A 23,125-nucleotide genomic window follows, 5' to 3' on the forward strand; every position below is an offset into this window, starting at 1 on the left:
TAATATAGTATTATAATCAAAAATAATCTGTAACACAAGTTACGCAATATAATTTTTAGGAGGTGTGATTATGAATGATATATGGGATAGTTTAATAAACTGTTCTCTATTTAAAGGAGTATCTAAAGAACAAATTACCACACATATGGGCTCAATAGAATATCAGACAGTTATGTATAAGAAAAATGATGTCATTGCCATTGAAGGAGATGATGCTCCTTCACTTGGAATTATTATTAGCGGAAGCGTTGAAATACAAAAGTTGTATGCCAGCGGCAAAATAATAACAATCGAAAGGCTCGGCCAGGGTGATATATTCGGAGAAGTAATTATTTTTTCTCAAATGGGCAGATATCCTTCAACTATTGTTTCCAGTGGAAATTCGCAAATTTTATTTATTCCAAAATCTGAAATGTTAAAATTATGCAGCATTAATATTCATGTTTTAAATAACTTCATGGCATTATTGTCAGATAAAATTCTTATGCTTAATAAAAAGTTAAGGAATTTATCCTTCGAAACTATCAGGCAGAAGGTTTCAAGTTTTATTATTGATGAATATAAAAGGCAGAAAAGCAATCCAATAAAATTCAATATTTCAAGAAAAGAAATGGCAGACTATCTTGGGATTCAAAGGCCATCTCTTTCAAGAGAGTTAATACATATGAAAGAGGAAAACTTAATTGATTTTGATAAGCACTATATTAAGATTAAAGATATGGAAACTCTTGAGGGTTATTTATATTCTTAATGATAAATATAAAATAAAAAAACACCAAGTTCAAACCTAGTGTTTTCAATATGTGAGTAAGTCTGTAAGCCGAGTTCTGTTTTTGACAATCATCTATCTAGACCTACTGTTGCCAGTAAGTTCAAGCGATTCTACCCGGAAGCGGGGCGGGCAGCCCCTGGAAAACACATAAGTGATTTCCTACTTCCCTATTCGATCTTGCTCCAAGTGGGGTTTACATAGCCGCAAAGTCGCCAATGCGCTGGTGAGCTCTTACCTCGCCTTTCCATCCTTGCCGCATACAAATACTAGTAATTAAACTAATATTTAAATCTGCGGCGGTATATCTCTGTTGCACTTTCCTTCAAGTCACCCTGACTGGGAGTTACCCAGCACCCTGCCCTACGGAGCTCGGACTTTCCTCTCCTGTGTGAAACACAGCAGCGATTGTCTGGCTTACTCGCAAGTATTATAATATCACAGCATTAATTAAAAAGCAAATAGAATGTTTTTACATACAATTTTAATTTCAATAATCCTCTTAGATTGTTACTTATCAAAATTATAATATAATATTCTCCCGCAATTATCACATAATACCTTTTCTTTATTTTTACTAATCTGATCCATAGTCATAGCTGATACCTTCATTTTGCATCCAGAGCATATGCCGTTTTTAATTAAAGCTATTGCTGTGCCTTTAGAGTATTTTATTTGTGTATATTCTTTTAGTATTTTTTCAGGTATGGTTTTTTTTATATTTTCTATATTTGCATTATATTTTTTCAATTCATTATGGGCATTTAATATTTTTTTATTGCTGGCTTCCTTATAATCATAAAAATTATTTTTAAGTTCAACTAGTTTCTTTCTTAAAATTTCTTTTTCCTCTTCCAGTTTTTCTTCACTCTCAAGAAGAATTATATTTTTATCGTCCATTTCACTTAATCTTTTATTATTATCAGAAACTCTCTTCTGCAGTTTCTCTACTGTTTTACTGGTAATGTTACTGCTGTACATCATTTTCTCATCAGCTTCTATTTTTTCTTTTAAATCCCTGGTTTTACTGCTGGCAGACTTAAATCTGTCTTTTATTTTCTCAATTTCATTTCCCTTCAAAAGAAATTCTTCTTTACATTTTTCAAATTCAATTTTCATTTTCTTTAATAGATATACATATGAACCATCCTTTATTATTTTATTATTTTCTGCTGCCTTAATTTCATTTTCCTGAAGCTGAAATAACATATCCATATTATTCATGTGATGTCCTCCTTAAAATTTATTATGTTATACAAAAAGGGGCTGTCGCATTAGCATAAAAAAATATGCTAACGCGGCAGCATTTTTTTTGTGTTTTATAGAAAATTTAATGATATTTTAGTCCCCAATGAGCTTGATAATTAAAAAAAGACGCACTTTAATAAGCCTTTCATATTAAGGCTTTTTTTGATTTGCAGAGTTTTTAAAATTTTAAAGTTTGATAATTATGCACCTTTTTTAAGTGGAAAAAGATGCGTTTCAGTTCTATCTAACTGAATTTTATTATGTAGCTTATTTATATTATGTGCCATTGCTAACAAAATACTTTCTGCCAAAACATTCTTTTTACCTTTGCATAGATATCTACGAAATCCCATATCCTGTTTTATCTCTCCAAAAGAGCCTTCGGCTTGAATACTTCGATTCATTCTCAACTCGCAACCATCATCACTTATAATTCTTTCAAGATCCTCTTTGCGAAGCATGTTGAATAGTTTTGAAGTCTCAAGATTTTTAACCCTTTCTTCTAATGGCGTTTTACAGTTATGTCCTCTTATGCATTTACTCTTGTAAACACAGTTACTGCAGTCCTCACAAGTATAGATTGTTTTTTCACTTATATAGCCAGTCTTACTTTTCCTTTTTACTATTTTATTTACTGTTAGTTTCTTATTATTTTTGCAAGTATAATAATCGCCCAATTCAGTATAATCCATGTTTTCTATTCTGCTTATATCATGTTTATATTTTCTTGTTTTTGATATTTCATAATTTGCTGGTTTAATATATGATAGCTGTCCATTTTCTTTGATATAAAGATAATTTTCTTCACTCTCGTAACCTGAATCCGCATCAATTTTAAAATACTTAAAGTACAAGGAATTCTCCATGCTTTTTATAAATGGAATCAATGTTGTTGTGTCCCCAGGCTTATCGCAAACAGTAACCCATACTATATATTGGGAATCTACTCCATTCTGAACATTGTAACCTGGTTTTAACTGACCATTTTTCATAGCATCCTCTTTCATCCTCATAAAGGTTGCATCTTTATCTGTCTTGGAATAGCTATTACGTTTACCGCAGGTATGGATTTTCTGTGTATATTCTTTTAACTTTCTAAGGTATTCCTCAAGTTTTTCAATAGAACGTTGAATAGGAGTTTTCCTTTTACCACATCCATGTACAAATTCAATATTTTCTTCCTTTTTCAAGGCGTAAAGCTTTTTGCGTAGCTTTTTTACATGTTTCATTTTTACTTTGTTTTCGTATACAAGCTTTATTCCATACAATTCCTCACATTCGGCTACAAAATCAGCTAATTTAGAAAGTAATCTCTCCAGGTTTTTTGAAACTGCTTTTTTCCAGACGAAAGTATACTTGTTAGCACATGCCTCTATCTTTGTACCATCAATAAATATAGTATCTCCTGATATTTCTCCAATCTCATAAAGAAAATTTGACATTTCAGCCATTATTGTTTCTGAGCACGGGGCAAAATGAATACTACGAAATCTTGCAAAAGTAGAATGATCTGGTGCTGGTGAACCTTCTAAAAGGTACATGAAATTTACATCTCTTTTGCAGGATAGCTCCATTGCTCTTGATGAATAATTATGATTCATATAGGAGTAAAGTACAATCTTCAGCATCTGACGTGGCGTAGCCTGATTTTCCCTTATTCGGGAATAAGTCGAATATAAATCTGTTAAATCCATCTCCTCTACAAATTGACTTAGCAAACGCACTGAATCATTATTGGGAATCATGTACTCAATATTTAATGGAAGTTTTAATTGATAATTTCCACGATATAAAGTATAATTTTTGTGTGAATTAATGTATTTTCTCATATGTTAATTTTACTATAAATCTTTCACTCTTTCGAGTGGAAGATTTATTTTTATGTAAAAAAGCTGCCGCACCAATTATTTTAGTGCAACAGCCCCTTTATATTCGTATGGACTTTTATTAGATTCAGATAAAATTACTGAATTTGAATATCCATTGTTATTTAAAATTGTCTGCAGTCTTTTTCCAACGATTTTCATAGCGCACCATTCTAATTGGAAATGTCCTGCGTCAATAACTGAAACGCCTTGCTCAAGGCAGTCGCTTAAATGGTGGTGAGTGGTGTCTCCAGTTATAATGCAGTCTGCATGAAGATCAATGGCATTTTGAAAGAAATCCTCACCACTGCCATTAATAACTGCTATTCTATTTACATTGTTATCTAAATTTCCGGAATACTTTATTATTTCAATATCAAGTGCCTTTTTAACTCTATCACATAAGCTTCCTAGCGTAACAGGATTTTGTAATTCAGCAATTCTGCCTATACCGCCTTTTGCCTTATCTGAAGATGAAGGCTTAATTATAGTGTAATTGTCAAAGCCTAAAATCTCCATGGAAATGTCATTTAAGCCGCCATTAACACTGTCTAAGTTAGTGTGGCATGCAAATATATTTATGCAGTTACTTAATGCTTTCATTACTTTCTTACCAACCAGGCTGCTGTTTGTAATAGATTTTGGCTTATTAAACAATAGGGGATGATGGTTTATTATAAGATTACATTTTTTATTAACAGCCTCATCAATTACATCTAATGTGCAGTCCAATGACACTAAAATAGAAGTAACTTCACTGCTGCTGTCTCCAACCATTAATCCCACATTATCATAACTTTCCTTTAAAGCTTCAGGAGCAATAGATTCAAATAAATTTTCAATATCCTTAACTTTTAAAGACATACCTTCATCTCCTTTAGCCTTCTTATTTTGTCAGAAACCTGACTTTTCCTTTTTACAGCCCAGTCTGACTCCTCTTTTATATGATTAAATATCTGCTTATATTTATTTATTTTATAATCAATATACTGTGCCATTAAAGGATGCTTTTTATCAATTAAGGTTTTACTGATTTCATAATAAATAGGATCTATTTTTTCTTTTTTAAAAGTTTTATCCCACTTTATTTTTATTATCTCATAAAATATATTTTCGTCAATACATAATTCTTCATCTAATATGGTATATCCTTTTTTATATATAAATTCTCTAAGCACCTCAGGGTTTTGCACTGGCTGAAGTATTATAAAATCCGCAGCTGAAACTATATTTTCTCCTTCAGCTATTATGTCTCTGATTAAATTGCCTCCCATACCTGCAATTATAATGCCATCACATTCAAATGGTTTTATGGTTGAAAGTCCGCTTCCAAGTCTGCAGTCTATTATGTTATCCATTTTATTAATGCTTATATTAAGCCTGGCCTTATTAATTGGTCCCTTGTTTATATCTGATGCTATTGCTTTGTCACATACTTTATTTTTAACTAGATATATGGGTAGATAGCCATGATCAGTTCCTATATCAGCTATGCAGCAGCATTTTTCAGTCATTGAAGCAATTTTTTTTAGTCTGTTACTTATTTCCATGAAAATATTTCTCCTTAATTTTATCTTTATCTAAAAGCAGCCAATGTTTTAAATTGCATAAATAAAAATATTGAGGAAATAAAAAGAACTATATAAATAAATTTATATGATGATTTTTTATCATACTTTGCATAAAAATATGAAGCATAATACATAAAGAACAGCAAAGCCATATTTAATACTCCATACATCATCTGCTTAAATGCAAATTGTTTTCCATTTCCATTTTTTAAGGGCATAAAATTAGCATCAAAATTCAGCGGCATTATTGAGGGAAGTTTATTTGTTAAATATAATATGAATGGATTTATAGTTAGAACTACAATTACTATAGTAGCCAGAATAAATGGAATTATAAACTTTTTATCCTTATGCAGATTGTAATTTTTATTTCTTGAATATTTCCAGTTAGTAAATGATATATTTAAGCTACTTAATTTTCTTTCAAATTCATCATAATTTTCTGGAGAAATTCCATAGCTTATATCATCAGTTTTCAAATAAAATATATTTTTATTTGAAGTTGCATACATAGATGATAAGCCTATTTTATCAACAATTGATTTACACAATGCAAAGGTATTTTTTCCATATCCATATATTTTTACCCCTCTTATACTTCCGCTGCTTTTGTTGTATCCCTGTATGCTTTCAGTTGGAATTACTATTTTCTTTAAACCCCACACTGCAGTAATTTTGATATTTTTATCATCAATTGTGTAATTTAGTGTCTGAGATAAAAAAATATAATATAATTGATATATGTTAATTATTACAAATGCAGCTTTCAGAAATGTATCCAATTCATATGAATTTGTAATTTTAATAATTACTATAAAAAGAGCATTATATAGCAAAGTAACCATAATTAAATACAATAAACTATTTCCTTTTAATGCTTTATATCTTTCCACATCATCACCACCCTTTTTATAATATTATAACATATGAAAATGTATTAAAGCACCCATTTCTTGGGTGCTCATTTTTAATCCAGGTAATCCTTCAGCTTTTTGCTCCTAGATGGGTGTCTAAGCTTTCTCAGTGCTTTGGCCTCAATCTGTCTGATTCTTTCTCTTGTAACGTTAAATTCCTTACCTACTTCTTCAAGGGTTCTTGCCCTTCCATCATCCAATCCAAATCTTAATCTTAAAACTTTTTCTTCTCTTGGTGTCAATGTATCCAGTACATTTATAAGCTGTTCTTTCAGCATTGTAAATGCAGCTGCCTCTGCTGGTGCAGGTGCTTCATCATCTGGTATGAAATCTCCAAGATGGCTATCTTCTTCTTCACCAATAGGTGTTTCTAATGATACTGGCTCCTGAGCAATTTTAGTTATCTCTCTAACCTTATCCACCGGCATATCCATTTGCTTTGCTATTTCTTCAGGCAGAGGTTCTCTGCCAAGTTCCTGAAGAAGCTGCCTTGAAACTCTTATTAATTTGTTAATGGTTTCAACCATATGAACAGGTATCCTGATAGTTCTTGCCTGGTCTGCTATAGCTCTTGTAATTGCCTGCCTTATCCACCATGTTGCATAAGTGCTGAACTTAAAGCCTTTTCTATAGTCAAATTTTTCAACTGCTTTAATTAATCCAAGATTTCCTTCCTGTATTAAATCCAGGAACAGCATTCCTCTTCCAACATATCTTTTTGCTATACTCACAACTAATCTTAAGTTAGCCTCAGCAAGTTTTTTCTTTGCTGACTGATCTCCATTTTCTATCCTATGTGCTAAATCTATTTCCTCGTCAGGTGTAAGCAGAGGCACTTTACCAATTTCTTTCAGGTACATTCTTACGGGGTCATCTATTGAGATACCCTCAGGTACTGACAAATCCAGTTCTTCCTCATGTACTTCAATATCATGCATATCTCCTACAATTTCAATTCCCATGGATTCAAGAACTTCATAAATTTTTTCTATTTGTTCAGGGCTTAAATCTATTTCATCAAGTTCATCCATTATCTCTTTATATGTGAGGGAATTGTTTTTCTTTCCCTTTTCAATTAGTTTTTTAACTATCTGCATTTTTGCATTCTTATCCTTCATGTCTATGCCTCCTTTCATTTTATACGATCCCACCTAATTTCTTTTGTATTTCTTGAAGCTGTTCAGAAAATTTAATGCATTCTTCAAATCTTCCTTCATTTTCATATAACTTAATTTTGTTCATAATTTCTTTTTTCGACTCCTCTAACTTGAATTTTCTGATTTCTCTTATAAAGTCATCTGAAAGTCTTTGCCAGTCACTTTCATCATATATTAACTGAGTTTCACAAATTATAACCCATTCCTTTGAACTTTCAACATCATCACAATTTATTTCTATGAATTTAATTAATTCCTCATGTGATCTTTCAATATTATTTTTCATTAATATATAAATTTTTTTGTGACTTTCAATAATCAATTCACTTTCATCAAAATTATTTACTATATATTCAAATGCTTCTGCATTATTTAACATTATATTTAATAAACCTCTTTCAGCCTTTAAATATGGAGGCTCTAAATATAATTTTGAACCAAAATCATTTTCAATATTCAATTGTTCATCATTTTTAGGTTTTTTTTGCAATTTTTCATTCATAATGTCGTATAAAGCCTGAGTTTTAATGTTGGTTTCCTCTGACAGCTTCTTTATGTAAAAGTCTTTTTCTATGCTGTCTAATTCAGCAATGATTTCAACTGCATTTTCTGCATATTTTACGATCCCGTGTCCTTTCTCAATATTAATGCCCTGTTTAGCATTTTTTAATCTGTAATCTATTAAAGGAAGGGCTTCGTCTATTAATTTTAAAAATGCTTCTCTGCCATTGTTACGTATAAACTCATCTGGATCTTTTCCTTTTGGAACAGTTAATACAAATATCTCAAAACCAACCTTTTTTAATATATTAAGCCCTCTGAGAGTTGCACTTTGCCCTGCTGTATCAGCATCGTAAGAAATAATAACTTTATCTGCAAATCTCTTTAGTAATTTAGCCTGATTTAAGGTTAGTGCCGTACCCAAAGATGCCACTGTATTAGTAATTCCAAACTGATGAAGAGAAATACAGTCCATATAACCTTCCACCATGATAAAAGATCTGCTGTTATTGTTTTTTATTGCAAAATTTAAGCCATATAGATTAGTTCCTTTTATAAAAAGAGGAGTTTCTGGGGAATTTAAATATTTTGGCTTTGAGTCATCAAGTACTCTTCCACCAAAACCAATTACCTTCCCTCTATAATCAAATACTGGAAACATTACTCTGTTCCTAAATCTATCGTAATATCCTCCCCGCTGATTTTTAATAATCAAACCCGCATTTAGCAGATCAAGTTCAGAATATCCTTTTGTTTTCATATAATTTAATAGGGCATTCCATGAATCTAATGAATATCCAAGGCCAAAGCTCCTCATGGTTTTTAAGGTTATTCCTCTTTTGCTGAAGTAATCACTTGCCTTATTATTATTTTGTAGATTTTTCAGAAAATACCTGGCTGCCTCCACATTTATTGCATAAAGTTTTTCTTTAATGCCGGCTTTTTTGCTATTTTTGTTATTATCATTTTCTTCAAAATCAATGTTTGCTTTATCTGCTAGAGTTTTTACAGCCTCAGGAAAAGTAATGTTATTTATTTTCATAATAAAAGTTATTACATTTCCTGCTTCACCACATCCAAAGCATTTATATATCTGCTTATCCTGAGAAACACTAAAGGAAGGTGTTTTCTCGTGATGAAAAGGACATAGGCCCATATAATTCCTACCTGTCCTTTTTAATTTTACTTTTTCTGATATTATATCCACAATATCATTTTCTTCTTTTACTTTTTGAATAAATTCTTCTGACAGCAATAAAATACTACCACCCTGTATAAAAATTTTTATTATGATAAAAAACATTATTTAGTTTGTGACAAGTTATATAATATTCGACAAAAATATTTAAAATTCCTCTAAATTATTTATTTTTTTGTATTGTTTATACTTATAATATTATATTCTTTATTAATGTCAAATTTCCTGCAAAATATAAATATTTATTTATATAACCATGCAAAAGTTATTTTACCCAATTTATAACATTATTTATACTCATATTTAATAAATTACAAGCTTTGGAACATATATATCATTAAAAATCATTAAACAATAGTCATCACTCATGCCTGAAATGTAATCCGCAACCCCTTGATAGAGGCCTTCAGTTTCTGCTATTTTTATATAAGTCTCTGGCATACTTTTAGGATTTTTATAAAAATATTCAAACACTTTTTTTAGTACAAATTTGGCTTTATCCCTTTCAGCTTTTAAGAAATCTCCCCTATATATATTTTCAAACATAAATAATCTTAATTTTGAAAGTGCTGTTTCCTTTTCTTCAGTCATGGAAACTTTAATCACATTTTTGTTAATATTGGAAATAGTATTATATATGCATGACTTAACAAGAGTGTCAATTCTATCTCCATGATTATCTCCCAGTACTTTTATGATGTCTTTTGGAAGGTCATTTTGAGTAAGGATTCCGGCTCTTATGGAATCATCGATATCATGATTCACATATGCAATCTTATCACTATATCTTACCACCTGGCCTTCAAGTGTATAAGCCGATTTTGTGCTATTTGTAAAGCCGCTGTGATGTAATATTCCATCTAATACTTCATCACATAGATTTAATCCATTTCCCTGTTTCTCTATTCTCTTTAATACTCTCACACTATTTTCATTATGCCTGAATCCATTTGGCAGAAGTTCATTTAATACCTCTTCACCGCTGTGGGCAAATGCTACATGTCCAATATCATGCCCAAGGGCTATAGCTTCAATTAAATCCTCGTTAAGACCTATACCCTTTCCTATGGTTTTTGCTATTTGGGCCACCTCTAAAGTATGAGTTAATCTTGTTCTATAATGGTCTCCCCAGGTTTTAATAAATACCTGAGTTTTATGCTTTAGTCTTCTAAATGACTTGCTATGTATAATTCTATCCCTGTCAACCATATAGCATGTTCTAACTTCGTCTTTCTTTTCAGCTCTTTCTCTTCCTCTGGACTTACTGGAAAGTGATGCCTGATCAATAAGAATCATCTCTTCTGACTTTTCAATTTTTTCCCTTATATTCATAGAAATCATCCTTTTCCTATTAGGTTTCTCTCATACATTAAATAATTCTATATTGTTTTTTAAACTCCTTTTTTTTAAATAAAAATGTATAATATAAGAATATTTTTAATAATATTATAAAGAAGTAGCTTTATAAGGAGTGTTTTTATGCCATATGCAGCTAAGTCCTTTCCTGTTGAATTGTTGTCCGAAGAAAATGTAAAAAAAAATGTTCTCCCATATTACGGCCTTGAAAATGGGACCATAGAACAGGTAAAAATAAAGGATACAGACAAACAGAGGGCTGTATATAAAATTGTTTATTTTAATAAAAGTTATTGTTTAAAAAAAATATATTACCCCTTAGAAGAATTATTATTTGTATATTCTTCCATCGAATGGTATTATCGTAATGAAATACGGGTTCCAAGAATACTGCCAACTATTGACAGGAGCAGATTCGTAAATTATAACAATATGCTTTTTATATTAACCCCCTGGATTGAAGGTGAGAAGTGTAACTATGATAACATTGAGCATGTATTTAATGCCATTACTAATTTAGCCGTAATGCACAAGTGCTCACATAATTTCAAACCTATAAAAGGAAGTACAATTAGAGAAAACTATGATAACCCTCACATATCTGATTTTAAACATTTAAAACAGATTTTAGACTGTTCAAATCTGGCATTTAGATATAAAGACAAGTTTTCAAAGCTCTATCTGCAGAACTTTGATTGTAATCTGCTGCTTGCTAAAACATCCACAGCAATTTCAAGCAGTATAAATGTTGACAATTTAACAAAAGCACTATGTCACCTGGATTACGTTAATAAAAACATTATTTTCGATAATGATAAAAACATCTGGGTTATAGATTTTGATAAATGCAGAATGGATTTTTGTGCTCATGATATTTCCTATTTTTTAAGAAGGCTTTTGAAAAGGGATTCAACTTTATGGGATTTCGAGATTACAATAAATTGCTTTAATTTATATGAAGAAATTAACCCATTAACACTGGATGATTACAAATATATTTTATCTTATCTTGCTTTTCCACAAAAATACTGGAAAATTTCAAGAGATTACTATAATAATATAAAAAAGTGCAATCAAAACTCTTTTGTCATGCTTTTAAAAAAAGCCGTTGAACGGGATAATGAACAGCTGGAATTTATATTGAAGCTTGGCAGATATGTTGAAAAAAAATTTGGAATAAAAATATATTAAAAAACTGCTTACAGAATTTCTGTAAGCAGTTTAACTTTTTACATATAAAAATTACTTTCTAGGATTTTTCACCTGAGCCTGTGCAGCTGCAAGTCTTGCAAGTGGCACTCTAAATGGTGAGCATGAAACATAGTTTAATCCAACATTATGACAGAATTCAACTGATGAAGGATCACCGCCATGTTCTCCGCAGATTCCTAATTTAATGTCTGGTCTGGTTGATTTTCCTAATTTGGAAGCCATTTTAATAAGCTTTCCAACTCCATTTTGATCTAACTTTTGGAATGGATCAAATTCATATATTTTCTTATCATAATAATCATTTAAGAATTTACCTGCATCATCCCTTGAGAATCCAAATGTCATCTGAGTTAAATCATTTGTACCAAATGAGAAGAATTCAGCTTCTTTTGCAATTTCATCTGCAGTTATTGCAGCTCTTGGTATCTCAATCATTGTACCTATATGATATTTAAGATCAACACCTTCTCTTGCAATAATCTCATCAGCTACTTTTACAACAACATCCTTTACATATTTAAGTTCCTTTACTTCTCCTACAAGAGGAATCATGATTTCTGGAACTATATTGTAGCCTTTTCTCTTCTTTACATCAATTGCAGCCTCTATAATAGCAGTTGTCTGCATTTCAGCTATTTCAGGATATGAAACAGTTAAACGGCATCCTCTGTGTCCCATCATAGGATTAAATTCATGTAATGATTCAACTGTAAATTTAAGATGTTCAAATGTTATTCCCATTTCTTTTGCCAAATCTCTTATATCTTCATCCTCAGTAGGTAAGAATTCATGTAGTGGTGGATCTAAGAACCTTATTGTAACTGGTCTTTCCTTCATTTCTTCATATATTCCTATAAAGTCCTCTTTCTGCATTGGAAGAAGTTTATCCAGTGATTTTCTTCTTTGTGCTTCATTATCGGAAACTATCATTTCTCTAACTGCAGGAATTCTGTCCTCATCAAAGAACATATGCTCAGTTCTGCATAATCCAATACCTTCTGCACCGAATTTTACTGCTTGTGCAGCATCTCTTGGAGTATCAGCATTAGTTCTCACCTTTAATACTCTGATAGCATCTGCCCAGCCCATAAATGTTCCAAAGTAACCGCTTATTTCAGGCTCAACAGTTTTTATAGCCTTACCATACACATTACCTGTGCTGCCATTTAGGGAGATATAATCTCCTTCATGATAAACTGTACCATTAACTTCAAATATCTTCTGATCTTCATTTACTTTAATATCACCACAGCCAGCCACACAGCATGTTCCCATTCCTCTTGCAACAACTGCAGCATGAGATGTCATTCCACCTCTAACTGTCAATATACCCTCAGAAGCAATCATTCCTTCAATATCTTCTGGTGATGTTTCCAGTCTTACTAAGATTACCTGTTCTCCCATTTCATGATGAGCTTTTGCATCTTCAGCTGTAAAATAAACTTTACCGCAGGCAGCTCCTGGTGAAGCAGGAAGTCCTTTTGCAATAACTTTAGCGTTATTTAACTCATCGTTATCGAAGTTTGGGTGCAGAAGACTGTCTAACTGCTTTGGTTCAACCTTTAATATTGCCTCATCTTTTGTAAGTACTCCTTCACTAACTAAATCAACTGCTATCTTTAATGCAGCCTGAGCAGTTCTTTTACCATTTCTTGTTTGTAAGAAGTACAATTTACCCTGCTCAATTGTAAACTCCATATCCTGCATATCCTTATAGTGTGCTTCTAATTTATTTGCAATTTCCATAAACTGCTTATAGCATTGTGGTAAATCCTGTTCCAGCTTGCTTATTGGCTGAGGTGTTCTTATTCCTGCTACAACATCTTCGCCTTGAGCATTTATTAAATATTCACCAAATATTAATTTTTCTCCTGTTGCTGGGTTTCTGGTAAATGCAACACCAGTTCCTGAAGTTTCTCCCATGTTACCAAATACCATGCTTTGAACGTTTACAGCAGTTCCCCAGTTACCTGGAATATCATTCAATCTTCTGTAAACAATAGCTCTTGGATTGTCCCATGATCTAAATACTGCAGTTATAGCTTCTATTAACTGCTCCTTAGGATCTTGTGGAAATTCCCTTCCCATTTCTTTTGCATAAAGTACCTTAAACTGTTTAACAACATTTTTTAAATCTGATGCATCTAATTCTGTATCAAATTTAACTCCTTTTTCTTCTTTAACTTTGTCTAATATATTTTCGAATTTTCTTTTTTCTATTCCCATTACAACATCAGAAAACATTTGGACAAATCTTCTATATGAGTCATAAGCAAATCTTTCATTTTGTGTAAGCTTTGCTACTGTTTCAACAGTGGAATCGTTTAATCCCAAATTTAGAATAGTATCCATCATTCCTGGCATTGATACTCTGGCACCAGATCTAACTGATACTAATAATGGATTTTCTACGCTTCCAAATTTCTTTCCTGTGTTGTTTTCAATGATTTCCATGTCTGCGTAAATTTCATTTATAATGTCCTGATTTACCTTTTTTCCATCTTCATAATACTTTGTACAAGCTTCTGTTGTTACAGTAAATCCCTGTGGCACTGGGATGCCCAAGTTTGTCATTTCTGCTAAATTTGCACCTTTACCACCAAGTAAATTTCTCATACCTGCATTACCTTCACTAAAAAGGTAAACATATTTTTTCTTTTCCATAATAAACACAACCCCTTCGTGTAATTTTTATGAAGCTATATGTAAACGGAAAAAACTCCGTTATACCCTGATTATGAGTTTTCACCCATTCTGACTAAAAGCCTTGTTATATTAGTTTTAGAAACCTTCCCAATTATTTTAAAAACTTCCTTGCCATCTACCATAGATTTTTCAACTACTGGAAGGCTGTCAACCTCATGCTCTATAATCTTCTGAGCTGAATAATATGCACTGTCCTCTTTTTCAACATATATTATGTTTGGCATCCTGGTCATAATAATTCCTACAGGTACCTTATGAATATCTGTTCCACCCATGGCAATTTTAAGAAAATCCTTTCTTGAAACTGCTCCTATAAGAACACCATTATTTTCTATAAATAATGTACCTACATCATTAAGGAACAAATTTACAATTGCATCATAAACTGTAGTATTTTCATCAACAACAACAGGTTTTGACATTATATCCTTTACTTTTATATTTCTGATATAGTCATAAACTATACTGTAAGAGGGTTTTTGAGAGTACACATAGCCTACCTTTGGTTTTGCATCTAATATTCCAGTCATAGTAAGTATGGCTAAATCCGGTCTTAATGCTGCTCTAGTGACTCCTAATTCAGTTGCTAGATTCTGGCTGGTTATTGGCTGTCTTTCTTTAACTAATCTTATTATCTCTTCCTGCCTTAATGTTAGTTTAATAACCGTCACCCTCTTTCTATATTTTACAATGGTAATTATATCACTTTTTAAATATAAATAGTATAGCAGACTTATTTATGTTACTTAAAAATCCCTAAATATTACGTTATTATTATAGTATACTTCAAATTACGCTAATTTTCTTAAAACTCTGCTTTTTGTAATATTGCACAATTTAATAAAATAATTTTAAATGTTTACATAATCTATAAAAATTTATATATAAAATTGTACACTTTTGTATTATTATTTACCTATGATGAAAATATTAACAACAAGATTATACCACAAAAACAGCAGTTTTAAACTGCTGTTTTAAAATTATTTTTTATCTTCATCATCCATTTCATCAAACTTAACTGTGTATTTATATGCTGTATCCTCGTCTTCATTTCCCTGTTTTTTAAATTTATCTTTTACTGTTGAAGCTGCATCATATACCTTATCTTTTACATCATCTACAGTTGTCTTTATTATTTTGTTTACTACTTCAACAGAGCCATCTGTTTTGCTTATTTCTACAGTTACTTTTGTAAAAACAGCAGTTAATAATCCTATTGCTATAAGAGGCGGCCATATAAGCGCAGTTAAAGTTGCAGCAATACCGGCATTAACAGGTATATCAACAATTACTTTATCGTCTTTTTTTATTCTTATTCTGTTTACATTCCCTTTTTTCACCAAATCCTTTAGCCAGGTATTGAATTCTTCTTTAGTCGTATAAAGATTATCCATAGTAGACTTTTTGTTATTTTCAATGTATATCAAAGCATCTACTACGTTCCCTTCTGACATTTCTAATGCTTCCTTGGCTTCTGAATATGATACTTTTGTCCTTTCACGTATAATGTCAATTTTCTCTAAGGTAATTTCACTCATTACATTCACTCCCTTTTAAAAATTTTAAGGCTTCCAGACTTTTAGGCTTTCTATAATAATTTTGAGAAATAATAATTGTTATTAAATCAAAAATTTCTTTTTTAATCTTTTTATCAAGGCTTATCCTTGCCAGCTTCTCTAATGGAAACTTATTTAAAATCTTAATTGAGTTATAGGAAGCTCTGCTAATAGCCATACCATTAATTTTCTCGCAGTTTTCGCATACTCCTCCTAAATATTGAAGATTTACATAATCTGATGATGATATTTTTGCTTTACAAATACAGCATTCTTCTAAATCTAATCCATATCCTGTAGCCCTTAACACATTAAGTTCCAAAGCTCTGGTTAAAACTTCAATATCAACAGCTTTACTTTTAAGGAGATAGAAAGCGGATATTACTTCCCTAAACAGATCCCTGTTGCTTTCTTCATCCATAAGACATATATCAAGTAGTTCACAAAAATAAGATGCATAAGTTATGGTTTCCAAATCCATTAATAAACCCTGAAATGAATCTATTACTTCTATCTCACTGATATTGTAAAAGCTTTTACCTTTAAATAGAACAAAATCTCCAAAACAAAACGGCAGCGTAGTTGATAAAAACTTGCTTTTGCCTCTTTTAGCTCCCCTTGCAATACAAGAAACCTTCCCTAATTTTTCTGTAAAGATCCATACAATTTTATCAGCTTCCTTATAATCCTGGGTTTTAATAATAATTCCCCTAGTCTTAAATAACGCCAGAAAACCATCTCCTACTTTTTATTATATCCAAGTTCTCTTAATATATTTGAACTATCTCTCCAATCCTTCTTAACTTTTACCCATATCTTAAGGGAAACTTTACTATTAAACATCTTCTCCATATCCTGCCTGGCATAAGTAGATATTTTCTTAAGCATACTCCCATTTTTTCCAATGATAATTGCCTTATGAGAATCCTTTTCACATAATAAATCAGCATCTATATTATATTTTCCGTTTTCGTCCTTTTTAAAGTTCAAAATATCTACTGCAATACCGTGTGGTACTTCCTCACTAAGGAGTCTTAGTGCCTTTTCTCTTATAACTTCTGAAACTATAAATCTTTCCTGTACATCAGTTATCATATCATCAGGGTAATATTTAGGACCCTCTTTTAAATATTTTACCATTAATTCAATTAAAATGTCTACATTTTTACCTTTTAGTGCAGAAATAGGTATAATCTCCTTAAAATCAAATTCTTTCCCAAAATTCTGCAATGATTTTGCAACTCTTTCTGCAGTATTTTCATCTATCTTATTTAGTACCAGAAATACAGGCACTCCTGAACCTCTAAGCTGATCTAATATAAGTCTGTCTCCCTTTCCAAGTTCTTCATCAGGAGTAGTTAAAAAAAGCACAAGATCTACTTCTTTAATTGAGTCTTCTGCAATCTTAACCATATATTCGCCTAATTTATGCCTTGGCTTATGAATACCAGGAGTATCTACAAATACAATTTGATAATCCTTTCCAGTTAAAATTGTTTGTATGTTATTTCTTGTAGTTTGAGGTTTACTTGAGACAATTGAAAGTTTTTCTCCCATTATACTGTTTATTAAAGTGGATTTTCCAACGTTTGGTCTTCCTATAATAGTTACAAAACCAGATTTAAACATAAATTTTCTCCTTACAGTTATACACTTTGAATTCTATATATTAGTTTTTTATAAAGTATATATTCATTATTTAATCAAATTTTTCTGAGTAAAAGTTCCAGGTAAAATTTCATCCATTTTTTTTACAACATAATCATTTTCATTAACTGCTAATATTATGTCAATTCCATCTACTGCAAATTCACTTAAAACCTGTCTGCAAATACCGCAGGGATATGTCTTTTCAGATTTACTTCCTACTATTGCTATAGCTTTAATAGCTCTGTGTCCTTCAGAAACAGCTTTAAAAATAGCTGTCCTTTCTGCGCAGTTTGTTGCTCCAAATGAAGCATTTTCTATATTGCAACCCGTATATACTTTATTTTCCTCAGTTAAAACAGCTGCACCTACCTTAAATTTAGAATAAGGTACATAGGCATATTTTCTTGCTTCCATAGCCTTTAATATTAGCTCTTTATAATTCATAGAATATGGTACCTCCAATTTTAATTTATATACAAAAGTAAAGTTGTATATAAATTATATCACTATAAGCAGTTATTTCAACATAATAAGCTAGCTGAATAACCTAAATAAGAGTATAGTTAAAAGACTTCCAAGTACTCCACCCACAAAAACTTCCAGTACAGAGTGGACCTCAGAATCAACCCTGCTTTGAGCTACAATAAATGCAAGAAGATAACTCAGTATTATTGTTAAGGGCTCTTCTGTTATCAGGGCAATTGTTGTGGCAATTGAAAATGCTATTGCACTGTGTCCGCTTGGCATTCCACCTTTTAATGGAGTACCTTCTCCAAAAATAGCTTTTATAATTAAAGTGATTATGGATACTAAGGCAAGAATGATAAAAATCATATATGGATTTGATCCCTTGATTTTTTTCATTACAATAAAGTTTATATCTTTTAATTTATCCCAAAATATAATATATCCAACTATTACAGCATTAATAGCTGTAACGAGCACAGCACCTGCAGCTGTATTTTTCGCAAGTTTTGCAAGTGGATGGTAGTAATTTGTAGTAGCATCTATTGCAAGTTCCACTGCTGTATTAATAAGCTCAGCAGCAATCACCATGGTTATTGTTATTGTTATAATTAGAATTTCCATTTTATTTAAATCATAAAAGAAACAAGCAGTCAACACTAGTATTGCTGCTATCATGTGTATTCTCATATTTCTTTGTGTTCTTACAGCATAAACTATACCCTCAATTGCATAATTAAAACTATCTAATAATTTGTGAACTTTCATTTTTACCTGCTCCTAAGAGTTATAGATAAAGTTTATCTTTATCTGTTTATATTAAACTTGTTTAAAATATACTCTTCATTTTTCCTCATTACCACTTTATCCTCTTCATCAATATGATCATAACCCAATAGATGAAGCACTGAATGAATCAGAAGGTAACATACCTCTCTTTGAAAGCTGTGGCCAAATTCTTTACTTTGTTCATCTGCTTTTTCCAGTGATAAGGCAATATCACCTAACACAAGCTTTCCATCATCAAAATCATAATCACTGAAATCATAATCTGTATATAATTGTTTATATACCTTTCCTTTTTCATATTCAAGCATTGGAAATGATAAAACATCCGTTTCCCTGTCAATGCCCCTGAACTCATTGTTAAGTTTTTTTATCTGATTATTGTCTACGAATATTACACTTACTTCATAATCTATTATTAATTTTTCCTCTTTTAGAGTAAAATCAATCATTTTTTTAATATTATTTTCAAGTTCCTCTGATATTTCTATTTTATCTTGTCTATTATCAAGTAAAATCATGTACTTCACTCCTATTTTTGTTTAGCCCATTTATCCTCAGGATACTCTATTCTTTTATGATAAATTCCTGTAAATACCTTTAAAAAAGACTTTTTAATTTTATTTATATCCATTAAGGTTAAATCACTATTATCTAATTGTCCCTCATCTAACCTGCTTTTAACTATATTATTTACCATCTTCTGTATCTTATCCTGATTTGGTTCATTTATTGATCTTACTGCAGCTTCTACACTATCAGCAAGCATAATTATTGCTGCTTCCTTAGATGTAGGTATTGGTCCAGGATATTTAAAATCCTCTTCGTTTATTTCATCCGGATTTTCAGAGGAATTTTTTAATGTTAAATAAAAATACTTAACCAGGGTGGTTCCATGGTGCTGCTCAATCACATCTGTTATAACCTTTGGCAGCTTGTATTGTTTTGCTAATTCAACCCCATCTTTTACATGAGAGGTTATTATTAAAGTACTTAAATTAGGTGTTATCTTATTATGAGGATTATCATTTCCCAGTTGATTTTCTTTAAAAAAATATGGTCTTTTAATTTTACCAATATCATGATACTGGGATGCAACTCTTGCTAAAATAGGATTAGCACCAACTTCTTCAGCAGCTACTTCAGCTAAATTTCCCACTAAAATGCTGTGATGATAAGTTCCAGGAGCTTCAAGAAGCAGCTTTTTTAAAAGAGGCTGATTAGGATTAGAAAGCTCCAATAACTTTATAGTTGTAATAATGCCAAAACTGCTTTCAAAGAAAGGAAGAAGCCCAATGGTCAATACACCTGAGATAATACCTGATGCAAATGAAAATGAACTTCTTAATATAATGTCTTTAACATTATTGCTTAACATAAATCCCGCTGAAAATGTTAAAAAGAAATTTATAATGGAAATATATATTGAAGAATACAATATATCATTTCTTTGCTGCATCTTTTTTAATATTGTGGCACCTATAACAGCATTAAGTATAGCTAAAATAATTATTTCAGGGTTAAACCCTACGGCTCCGCTGATTAAAATACAATTTAATGTATTAATGCTCAAAGATACTTTATAGTTTGTTAATAATGTCATTAACATGGGAACACAAGCTAAAGGAATTAGGAAAGGCGACATAACACTTAATCCCCTGGCTAGGAGTAAACTTATACAGGTTAGTATATTGATTAAAGTTATTTTACTTAAATCATAGTATATATCCTTATAATAACGGTGTAAATATATCCATTCAATGCCTAAAATAAGCAGTATTAATAAAGCTAAGCTTGCATATGCATACCATTGGAAATAAGTATTATTGTTTATCAGCCCTAAACTTTTTAAAATTTCAATCTGATATGCTCCAACAGGTTCTCCTTCTTTTACAATTATCTGATCCTTTTTAACCATTACAGGAGGAACCTTTTTCATTTCTTCCTTCTTTAATTCGTCAGTTGCTTCCTTGTCAAAGAAGAAATTAGGTTTAACCTCTAAATATCCAATAGTTAATGCTAATTCCTTTGAAGTCTTGGATAAGTTAGAACTATTTACCTTAAGCGATATACTTTCCTGAGCCTTTTTTATGTCATCTGAATTATCCTTTTGTCCATTGGCATTTATCTGCATATTATCATATAAATCTGACATGGTTTTTACTAAAAAATCCTGCAGTGATTTTTGTTCATCCTTAGATAAACTCAGCAGTGCAGTAAAGTTTTCATCTGCCATATTTAAATCCGTAGAATCCTTTATTCTCTGAAGCTTGGTTTTATCATCCACAGCAGAATCCTTTATGGTGGCTAATTTACTAAATAAAGATGTAATTTCACTTATAGTTTGAGTTTTTACCTCAGGTTTTTTATAATACTGCTGTTTAACTTCATTTACAGCTTGTTGTATTCTTGCATCTGTAGTAATTTCATCTTTTACTTCCTTTGGTGCTTTAATATCTACTTTAGCAATATCTCCCTCTTTTAAATTATACTTTTTTGTTATTAATGAGGTTACCAGCACAGAAAAAATAAATACAAAAGTTAAAATAAATATTCCTGCTCTATTTAATCTATCATTTTTGAAGTATTTCATTATGTAGGCTGATTTCATTTGTAATAACCCCCCATTTGTTAACCACTGATCTTTTAGTTATTATTAACTTCCTGTGGAACTGCAATATTTTCTTCTCCAATTAATATCAGTCTTATTACAAGATTATTGTTTTCCACACTGGAATTTACTATTTTATCAACTACTTTTGTAGATTTATCCAAAGTTAATGTGATTTTATCTTCTAATTCTTTCTTAGCATTTTCAATTGTATCCTGCTTATTTAACTCAAAAGGGACTTCCTTTGTTTCATAAATATTTTCAAAGCAGATTAAACCTTTTTTATCTATAATTGTATCATACTTATTAAATTTATTTACACTCTTTTTTAAATATAAACGGTTATTTTTTATATTTATATAAATATTACTGGTCATTTTACCTGTTCTTAATGTTTTGATCCCTTTAAACTCTACAGTTTTATCCTGTTCATAAAAAGTCCTTGCTATAACACTTCCATCTGCATGAACTTCATAAGGATTATTTTTATCTCCCTGCATGCCCTTAACCAATAGCTGCCCCTTTTTCACTATGTCATCTTTTTTTACTACAGCAGTGCCGGCTTTTGTATAAACTCTAATGATTTGTCCATCTTTTTTAGCAACCAAATCACAAATAGAATCATCTGTAATAACACTTGGTGGTGATTGTCTTTCAGTGGCAGTAACTTCTAATTTCGGGCCTGCTATTCTTACTTTTGTCCACATAATATTGGGGTTCAATTCATAAAGCTTTTCTTCTATTTTATTAACATTGATATTTTTTTTAGATATACCTGGTTTTATTCCCATGGTTGAAAGCTGCTGCCTTATTTCAAATGGAGCTAGTGCTCTTTCACCTGTTATGTCAATACTCCATATGAAGGTAGACAAATAATAAATTATTCCAGCAAAAATAAATACCCCTATAAACAGCGCAGTTCTTTTTTTTGCCTTTATTATTAAAAAAGCTGTCCCTTTTCTATTAATTATCTTAATTTTAGTCTTTGTTTTTTTACTAATGCTGCTTATTTTGTGATAATCCTTAAGCCTTATATCCATTATTAAGGTAGTGATATTTATTCTTTTTATATTCATAATGTCAATATTATTTTTCCATAACAAATTTATAAATTTTTCTATATTCAGGGATTGTGCTTCTATGGTAATAATTCCACTTTTAAATTTTGAAAGATCAATACTTGCCATTGTCTTCATACTCTATAGATCTGAATTTCCCGCTTATATTTACCGTACTGCCTGTCATAAACAATATCTCAAATTTCTTACCATAAATACACATAATTCCTGAATTTGTATTCACTTTAATCATATCATCATTAAAAGCCACCACGCCCTTATGATTTTCAATTACTATTTCATTATCCCCAGTTACTGTTATTTTAGGTAAATCCAAAACAATATCTCTTGGTAAATCAAGCTTTTCAGCCAAGTCATTTTTGGTTTTATTAACTCTTTTCTCCAATTTTTCACCTCAAAAATATTCTATATATTAATTTATGTTTTTGAAATGAAATTAATAACAAAAATAAAAAGGCTGAGTTTTGCTCAACCTTTT

21 protein-coding genes and 1 other RNA gene are annotated in these 23,125 nt (G+C 30.9%); 2 read left to right on the forward strand and 20 right to left on the reverse strand.

Translation table 11 applies throughout. The features are described 5' to 3' along the window. Window positions 1-70: 70 nt before the first annotated feature. A complete protein-coding gene (locus tag EQM05_RS11015) occupies window positions 71-751 on the forward strand; it encodes a Crp/Fnr family transcriptional regulator (protein WP_128750079.1) in 681 nt (226 codons plus the stop codon). Window positions 752-800: 49 nt separating this feature from the next. Here EQM05_RS11015 and rnpB read toward each other — a convergent pair. The 9 genes from rnpB to EQM05_RS11060 form a co-directional block, all read right to left on the reverse strand. Next, window positions 801-1,193, reverse strand: an RNA gene (gene rnpB / locus EQM05_RS11020) — RNase P RNA component class A. An 86-nt stretch (window positions 1,194-1,279) separates the two neighbouring features. Continuing rightward, on the reverse strand, window positions 1,280-1,993 hold the full coding sequence (locus tag EQM05_RS11025; protein ID WP_128750080.1) for a C4-type zinc ribbon domain-containing protein: 714 nt from the start codon (window positions 1,991-1,993) through the stop codon (window positions 1,280-1,282). 224 nt (window positions 1,994-2,217) lie between these two features. Then, window positions 2,218-3,846 carry an IS1182 family transposase gene (locus EQM05_RS11030; protein ID WP_128748411.1) on the reverse strand — a complete coding sequence of 543 codons (1,629 nt, stop codon included), beginning with the start codon at window positions 3,844-3,846 and terminating at the stop codon, window positions 2,218-2,220. Window positions 3,847-3,921: 75 nt separating this feature from the next. Beyond that, window positions 3,922-4,746: a Nif3-like dinuclear metal center hexameric protein gene (locus tag EQM05_RS11035; RefSeq protein WP_128750081.1), complete on the reverse strand. Its 825-nt coding sequence runs from the start codon at window positions 4,744-4,746 to the stop codon at window positions 3,922-3,924. Continuing rightward, window positions 4,737-5,432 carry a class I SAM-dependent methyltransferase gene (locus EQM05_RS11040; RefSeq protein WP_128750082.1) on the reverse strand — a complete coding sequence of 232 codons (696 nt, stop codon included), beginning with the start codon at window positions 5,430-5,432 and terminating at the stop codon, window positions 4,737-4,739. The genes EQM05_RS11035 and EQM05_RS11040 overlap by 10 nt, the downstream gene beginning before the upstream one ends. A gap of 26 nt (window positions 5,433-5,458) precedes the next feature. Beyond that, entirely contained in the window at window positions 5,459-6,346 is an 888-nt protein-coding gene (locus EQM05_RS11045) for a PH domain-containing protein (protein ID WP_128750083.1), read from the reverse strand. 74 nt (window positions 6,347-6,420) lie between these two features. Continuing rightward, entirely contained in the window at window positions 6,421-7,485 is a 1,065-nt protein-coding gene (gene rpoD / locus EQM05_RS11050) for an RNA polymerase sigma factor RpoD (RefSeq protein WP_164917269.1), read from the reverse strand. A gap of 19 nt (window positions 7,486-7,504) precedes the next feature. Next, window positions 7,505-9,328: a DNA primase gene (gene dnaG, locus EQM05_RS11055; protein WP_205694136.1), complete on the reverse strand. Its 1,824-nt coding sequence runs from the start codon at window positions 9,326-9,328 to the stop codon at window positions 7,505-7,507. Between the two features lie 198 nt (window positions 9,329-9,526). Then, window positions 9,527-10,555 carry a deoxyguanosinetriphosphate triphosphohydrolase gene (locus tag EQM05_RS11060; protein ID WP_128750086.1) on the reverse strand — a complete coding sequence of 343 codons (1,029 nt, stop codon included), beginning with the start codon at window positions 10,553-10,555 and terminating at the stop codon, window positions 9,527-9,529. 147 nt (window positions 10,556-10,702) lie between these two features. Between EQM05_RS11060 and EQM05_RS11065 the strand changes: the two genes are divergently transcribed. Continuing rightward, complete coding sequence (locus EQM05_RS11065) at window positions 10,703-11,770, forward strand: CotS family spore coat protein (protein WP_128750087.1); 1,068 nt, start codon at window positions 10,703-10,705, stop codon at window positions 11,768-11,770. A gap of 51 nt (window positions 11,771-11,821) precedes the next feature. Here EQM05_RS11065 and ppdK read toward each other — a convergent pair whose 3' ends face one another. From ppdK to yqfC, 11 genes are all read right to left on the reverse strand, one after another. Continuing rightward, window positions 11,822-14,455, reverse strand: coding sequence for a pyruvate, phosphate dikinase (ppdK, locus tag EQM05_RS11070; protein WP_128750088.1), 2,634 nt, complete (start codon window positions 14,453-14,455; stop codon window positions 11,822-11,824). Between the two features lie 71 nt (window positions 14,456-14,526). Next, the gene (locus EQM05_RS11075; RefSeq protein ID WP_128750089.1) at window positions 14,527-15,168 is read right to left on the reverse strand and encodes a helix-turn-helix transcriptional regulator; all 642 of its coding nucleotides are present in this window, start codon (window positions 15,166-15,168) and stop codon (window positions 14,527-14,529) included. Between the two features lie 312 nt (window positions 15,169-15,480). Then, the gene (locus EQM05_RS11080) at window positions 15,481-16,038 is read right to left on the reverse strand and encodes a DUF4342 domain-containing protein (protein WP_128750090.1); all 558 of its coding nucleotides are present in this window, start codon (window positions 16,036-16,038) and stop codon (window positions 15,481-15,483) included. Continuing rightward, a complete protein-coding gene (gene recO, locus EQM05_RS11085; RefSeq protein WP_128750091.1) occupies window positions 16,031-16,786 on the reverse strand; it encodes a DNA repair protein RecO in 756 nt (251 codons plus the stop codon). Before recO ends, EQM05_RS11080 begins: the two co-directional genes overlap by 8 nt. Window positions 16,787-16,797: 11 nt before the next feature. Continuing rightward, window positions 16,798-17,685 carry a GTPase Era gene (era, locus tag EQM05_RS11090; RefSeq protein WP_128750092.1) on the reverse strand — a complete coding sequence of 296 codons (888 nt, stop codon included), beginning with the start codon at window positions 17,683-17,685 and terminating at the stop codon, window positions 16,798-16,800. 66 nt (window positions 17,686-17,751) lie between these two features. Continuing rightward, window positions 17,752-18,150, reverse strand: a complete 399-nt coding sequence (locus tag EQM05_RS11095) for a cytidine deaminase (protein WP_128750093.1) — start codon at window positions 18,148-18,150, stop codon at window positions 17,752-17,754. Between the two features lie 90 nt (window positions 18,151-18,240). After that, on the reverse strand, window positions 18,241-18,939 hold the full coding sequence (locus EQM05_RS11100) for a diacylglycerol kinase (protein ID WP_128750094.1): 699 nt from the start codon (window positions 18,937-18,939) through the stop codon (window positions 18,241-18,243). 38 nt (window positions 18,940-18,977) lie between these two features. Next, complete coding sequence (ybeY, locus tag EQM05_RS11105) at window positions 18,978-19,478, reverse strand: rRNA maturation RNase YbeY (RefSeq protein ID WP_128750095.1); 501 nt, start codon at window positions 19,476-19,478, stop codon at window positions 18,978-18,980. A gap of 11 nt (window positions 19,479-19,489) precedes the next feature. Continuing rightward, the gene (locus EQM05_RS11110; protein ID WP_128750096.1) at window positions 19,490-21,568 is read right to left on the reverse strand and encodes an HD family phosphohydrolase; all 2,079 of its coding nucleotides are present in this window, start codon (window positions 21,566-21,568) and stop codon (window positions 19,490-19,492) included. Between the two features lie 35 nt (window positions 21,569-21,603). Continuing rightward, window positions 21,604-22,764: a sporulation protein YqfD gene (yqfD, locus tag EQM05_RS11115; RefSeq protein ID WP_243108053.1), complete on the reverse strand. Its 1,161-nt coding sequence runs from the start codon at window positions 22,762-22,764 to the stop codon at window positions 21,604-21,606. After that, on the reverse strand, window positions 22,742-23,032 hold the full coding sequence (gene yqfC, locus EQM05_RS11120) for a sporulation protein YqfC (RefSeq protein ID WP_128750098.1): 291 nt from the start codon (window positions 23,030-23,032) through the stop codon (window positions 22,742-22,744). Before yqfC ends, yqfD begins: the two co-directional genes overlap by 23 nt. Window positions 23,033-23,125 lie beyond the last annotated feature (93 nt).

Origin of the sequence: Clostridium sp. JN-9, assembly GCF_004103695.1 — a bacterium.
Taxonomy (GTDB): Bacteria; Bacillota; Clostridia; order Clostridiales; family Clostridiaceae; genus JN-9.

Coding starts and splice junctions, on each gene's coding strand:
- EQM05_RS11015 (WP_128750079.1), top strand. CDS start 71: ATGAATGATATATGGGATAGTTTAATAAACTGTTCTCTATTTAAAGGA.
- EQM05_RS11025 (WP_128750080.1), bottom strand. CDS start 1,993: ATGAATAATATGGATATGTTATTTCAGCTTCAGGAAAATGAAATTAAG.
- EQM05_RS11030 (WP_128748411.1), bottom strand. CDS start 3,846: ATGAGAAAATACATTAATTCACACAAAAATTATACTTTATATCGTGGA.
- EQM05_RS11035 (WP_128750081.1), bottom strand. CDS start 4,746: ATGTCTTTAAAAGTTAAGGATATTGAAAATTTATTTGAATCTATTGCT.
- EQM05_RS11040 (WP_128750082.1), bottom strand. CDS start 5,432: ATGGAAATAAGTAACAGACTAAAAAAAATTGCTTCAATGACTGAAAAA.
- rpoD (WP_164917269.1), bottom strand. CDS start 7,485: ATGAAGGATAAGAATGCAAAAATGCAGATAGTTAAAAAACTAATTGAA.
- dnaG (WP_205694136.1), bottom strand. CDS start 9,328: ATGTTTTTTATCATAATAAAAATTTTTATACAGGGTGGTAGTATTTTA.
- EQM05_RS11060 (WP_128750086.1), bottom strand. CDS start 10,555: ATGAATATAAGGGAAAAAATTGAAAAGTCAGAAGAGATGATTCTTATT.
- EQM05_RS11065 (WP_128750087.1), top strand. CDS start 10,703: ATGCCATATGCAGCTAAGTCCTTTCCTGTTGAATTGTTGTCCGAAGAA.
- ppdK (WP_128750088.1), bottom strand. CDS start 14,455: ATGGAAAAGAAAAAATATGTTTACCTTTTTAGTGAAGGTAATGCAGGT.
- EQM05_RS11080 (WP_128750090.1), bottom strand. CDS start 16,038: ATGAGTGAAATTACCTTAGAGAAAATTGACATTATACGTGAAAGGACA.
- era (WP_128750092.1), bottom strand. CDS start 17,685: ATGTTTAAATCTGGTTTTGTAACTATTATAGGAAGACCAAACGTTGGA.
- EQM05_RS11095 (WP_128750093.1), bottom strand. CDS start 18,150: ATGAATTATAAAGAGCTAATATTAAAGGCTATGGAAGCAAGAAAATAT.
- EQM05_RS11100 (WP_128750094.1), bottom strand. CDS start 18,939: ATGAAAGTTCACAAATTATTAGATAGTTTTAATTATGCAATTGAGGGT.
- ybeY (WP_128750095.1), bottom strand. CDS start 19,478: ATGATTTTACTTGATAATAGACAAGATAAAATAGAAATATCAGAGGAA.
- EQM05_RS11110 (WP_128750096.1), bottom strand. CDS start 21,568: ATGAAATCAGCCTACATAATGAAATACTTCAAAAATGATAGATTAAAT.
- yqfD (WP_243108053.1), bottom strand. CDS start 22,764: ATGAAGACAATGGCAAGTATTGATCTTTCAAAATTTAAAAGTGGAATT.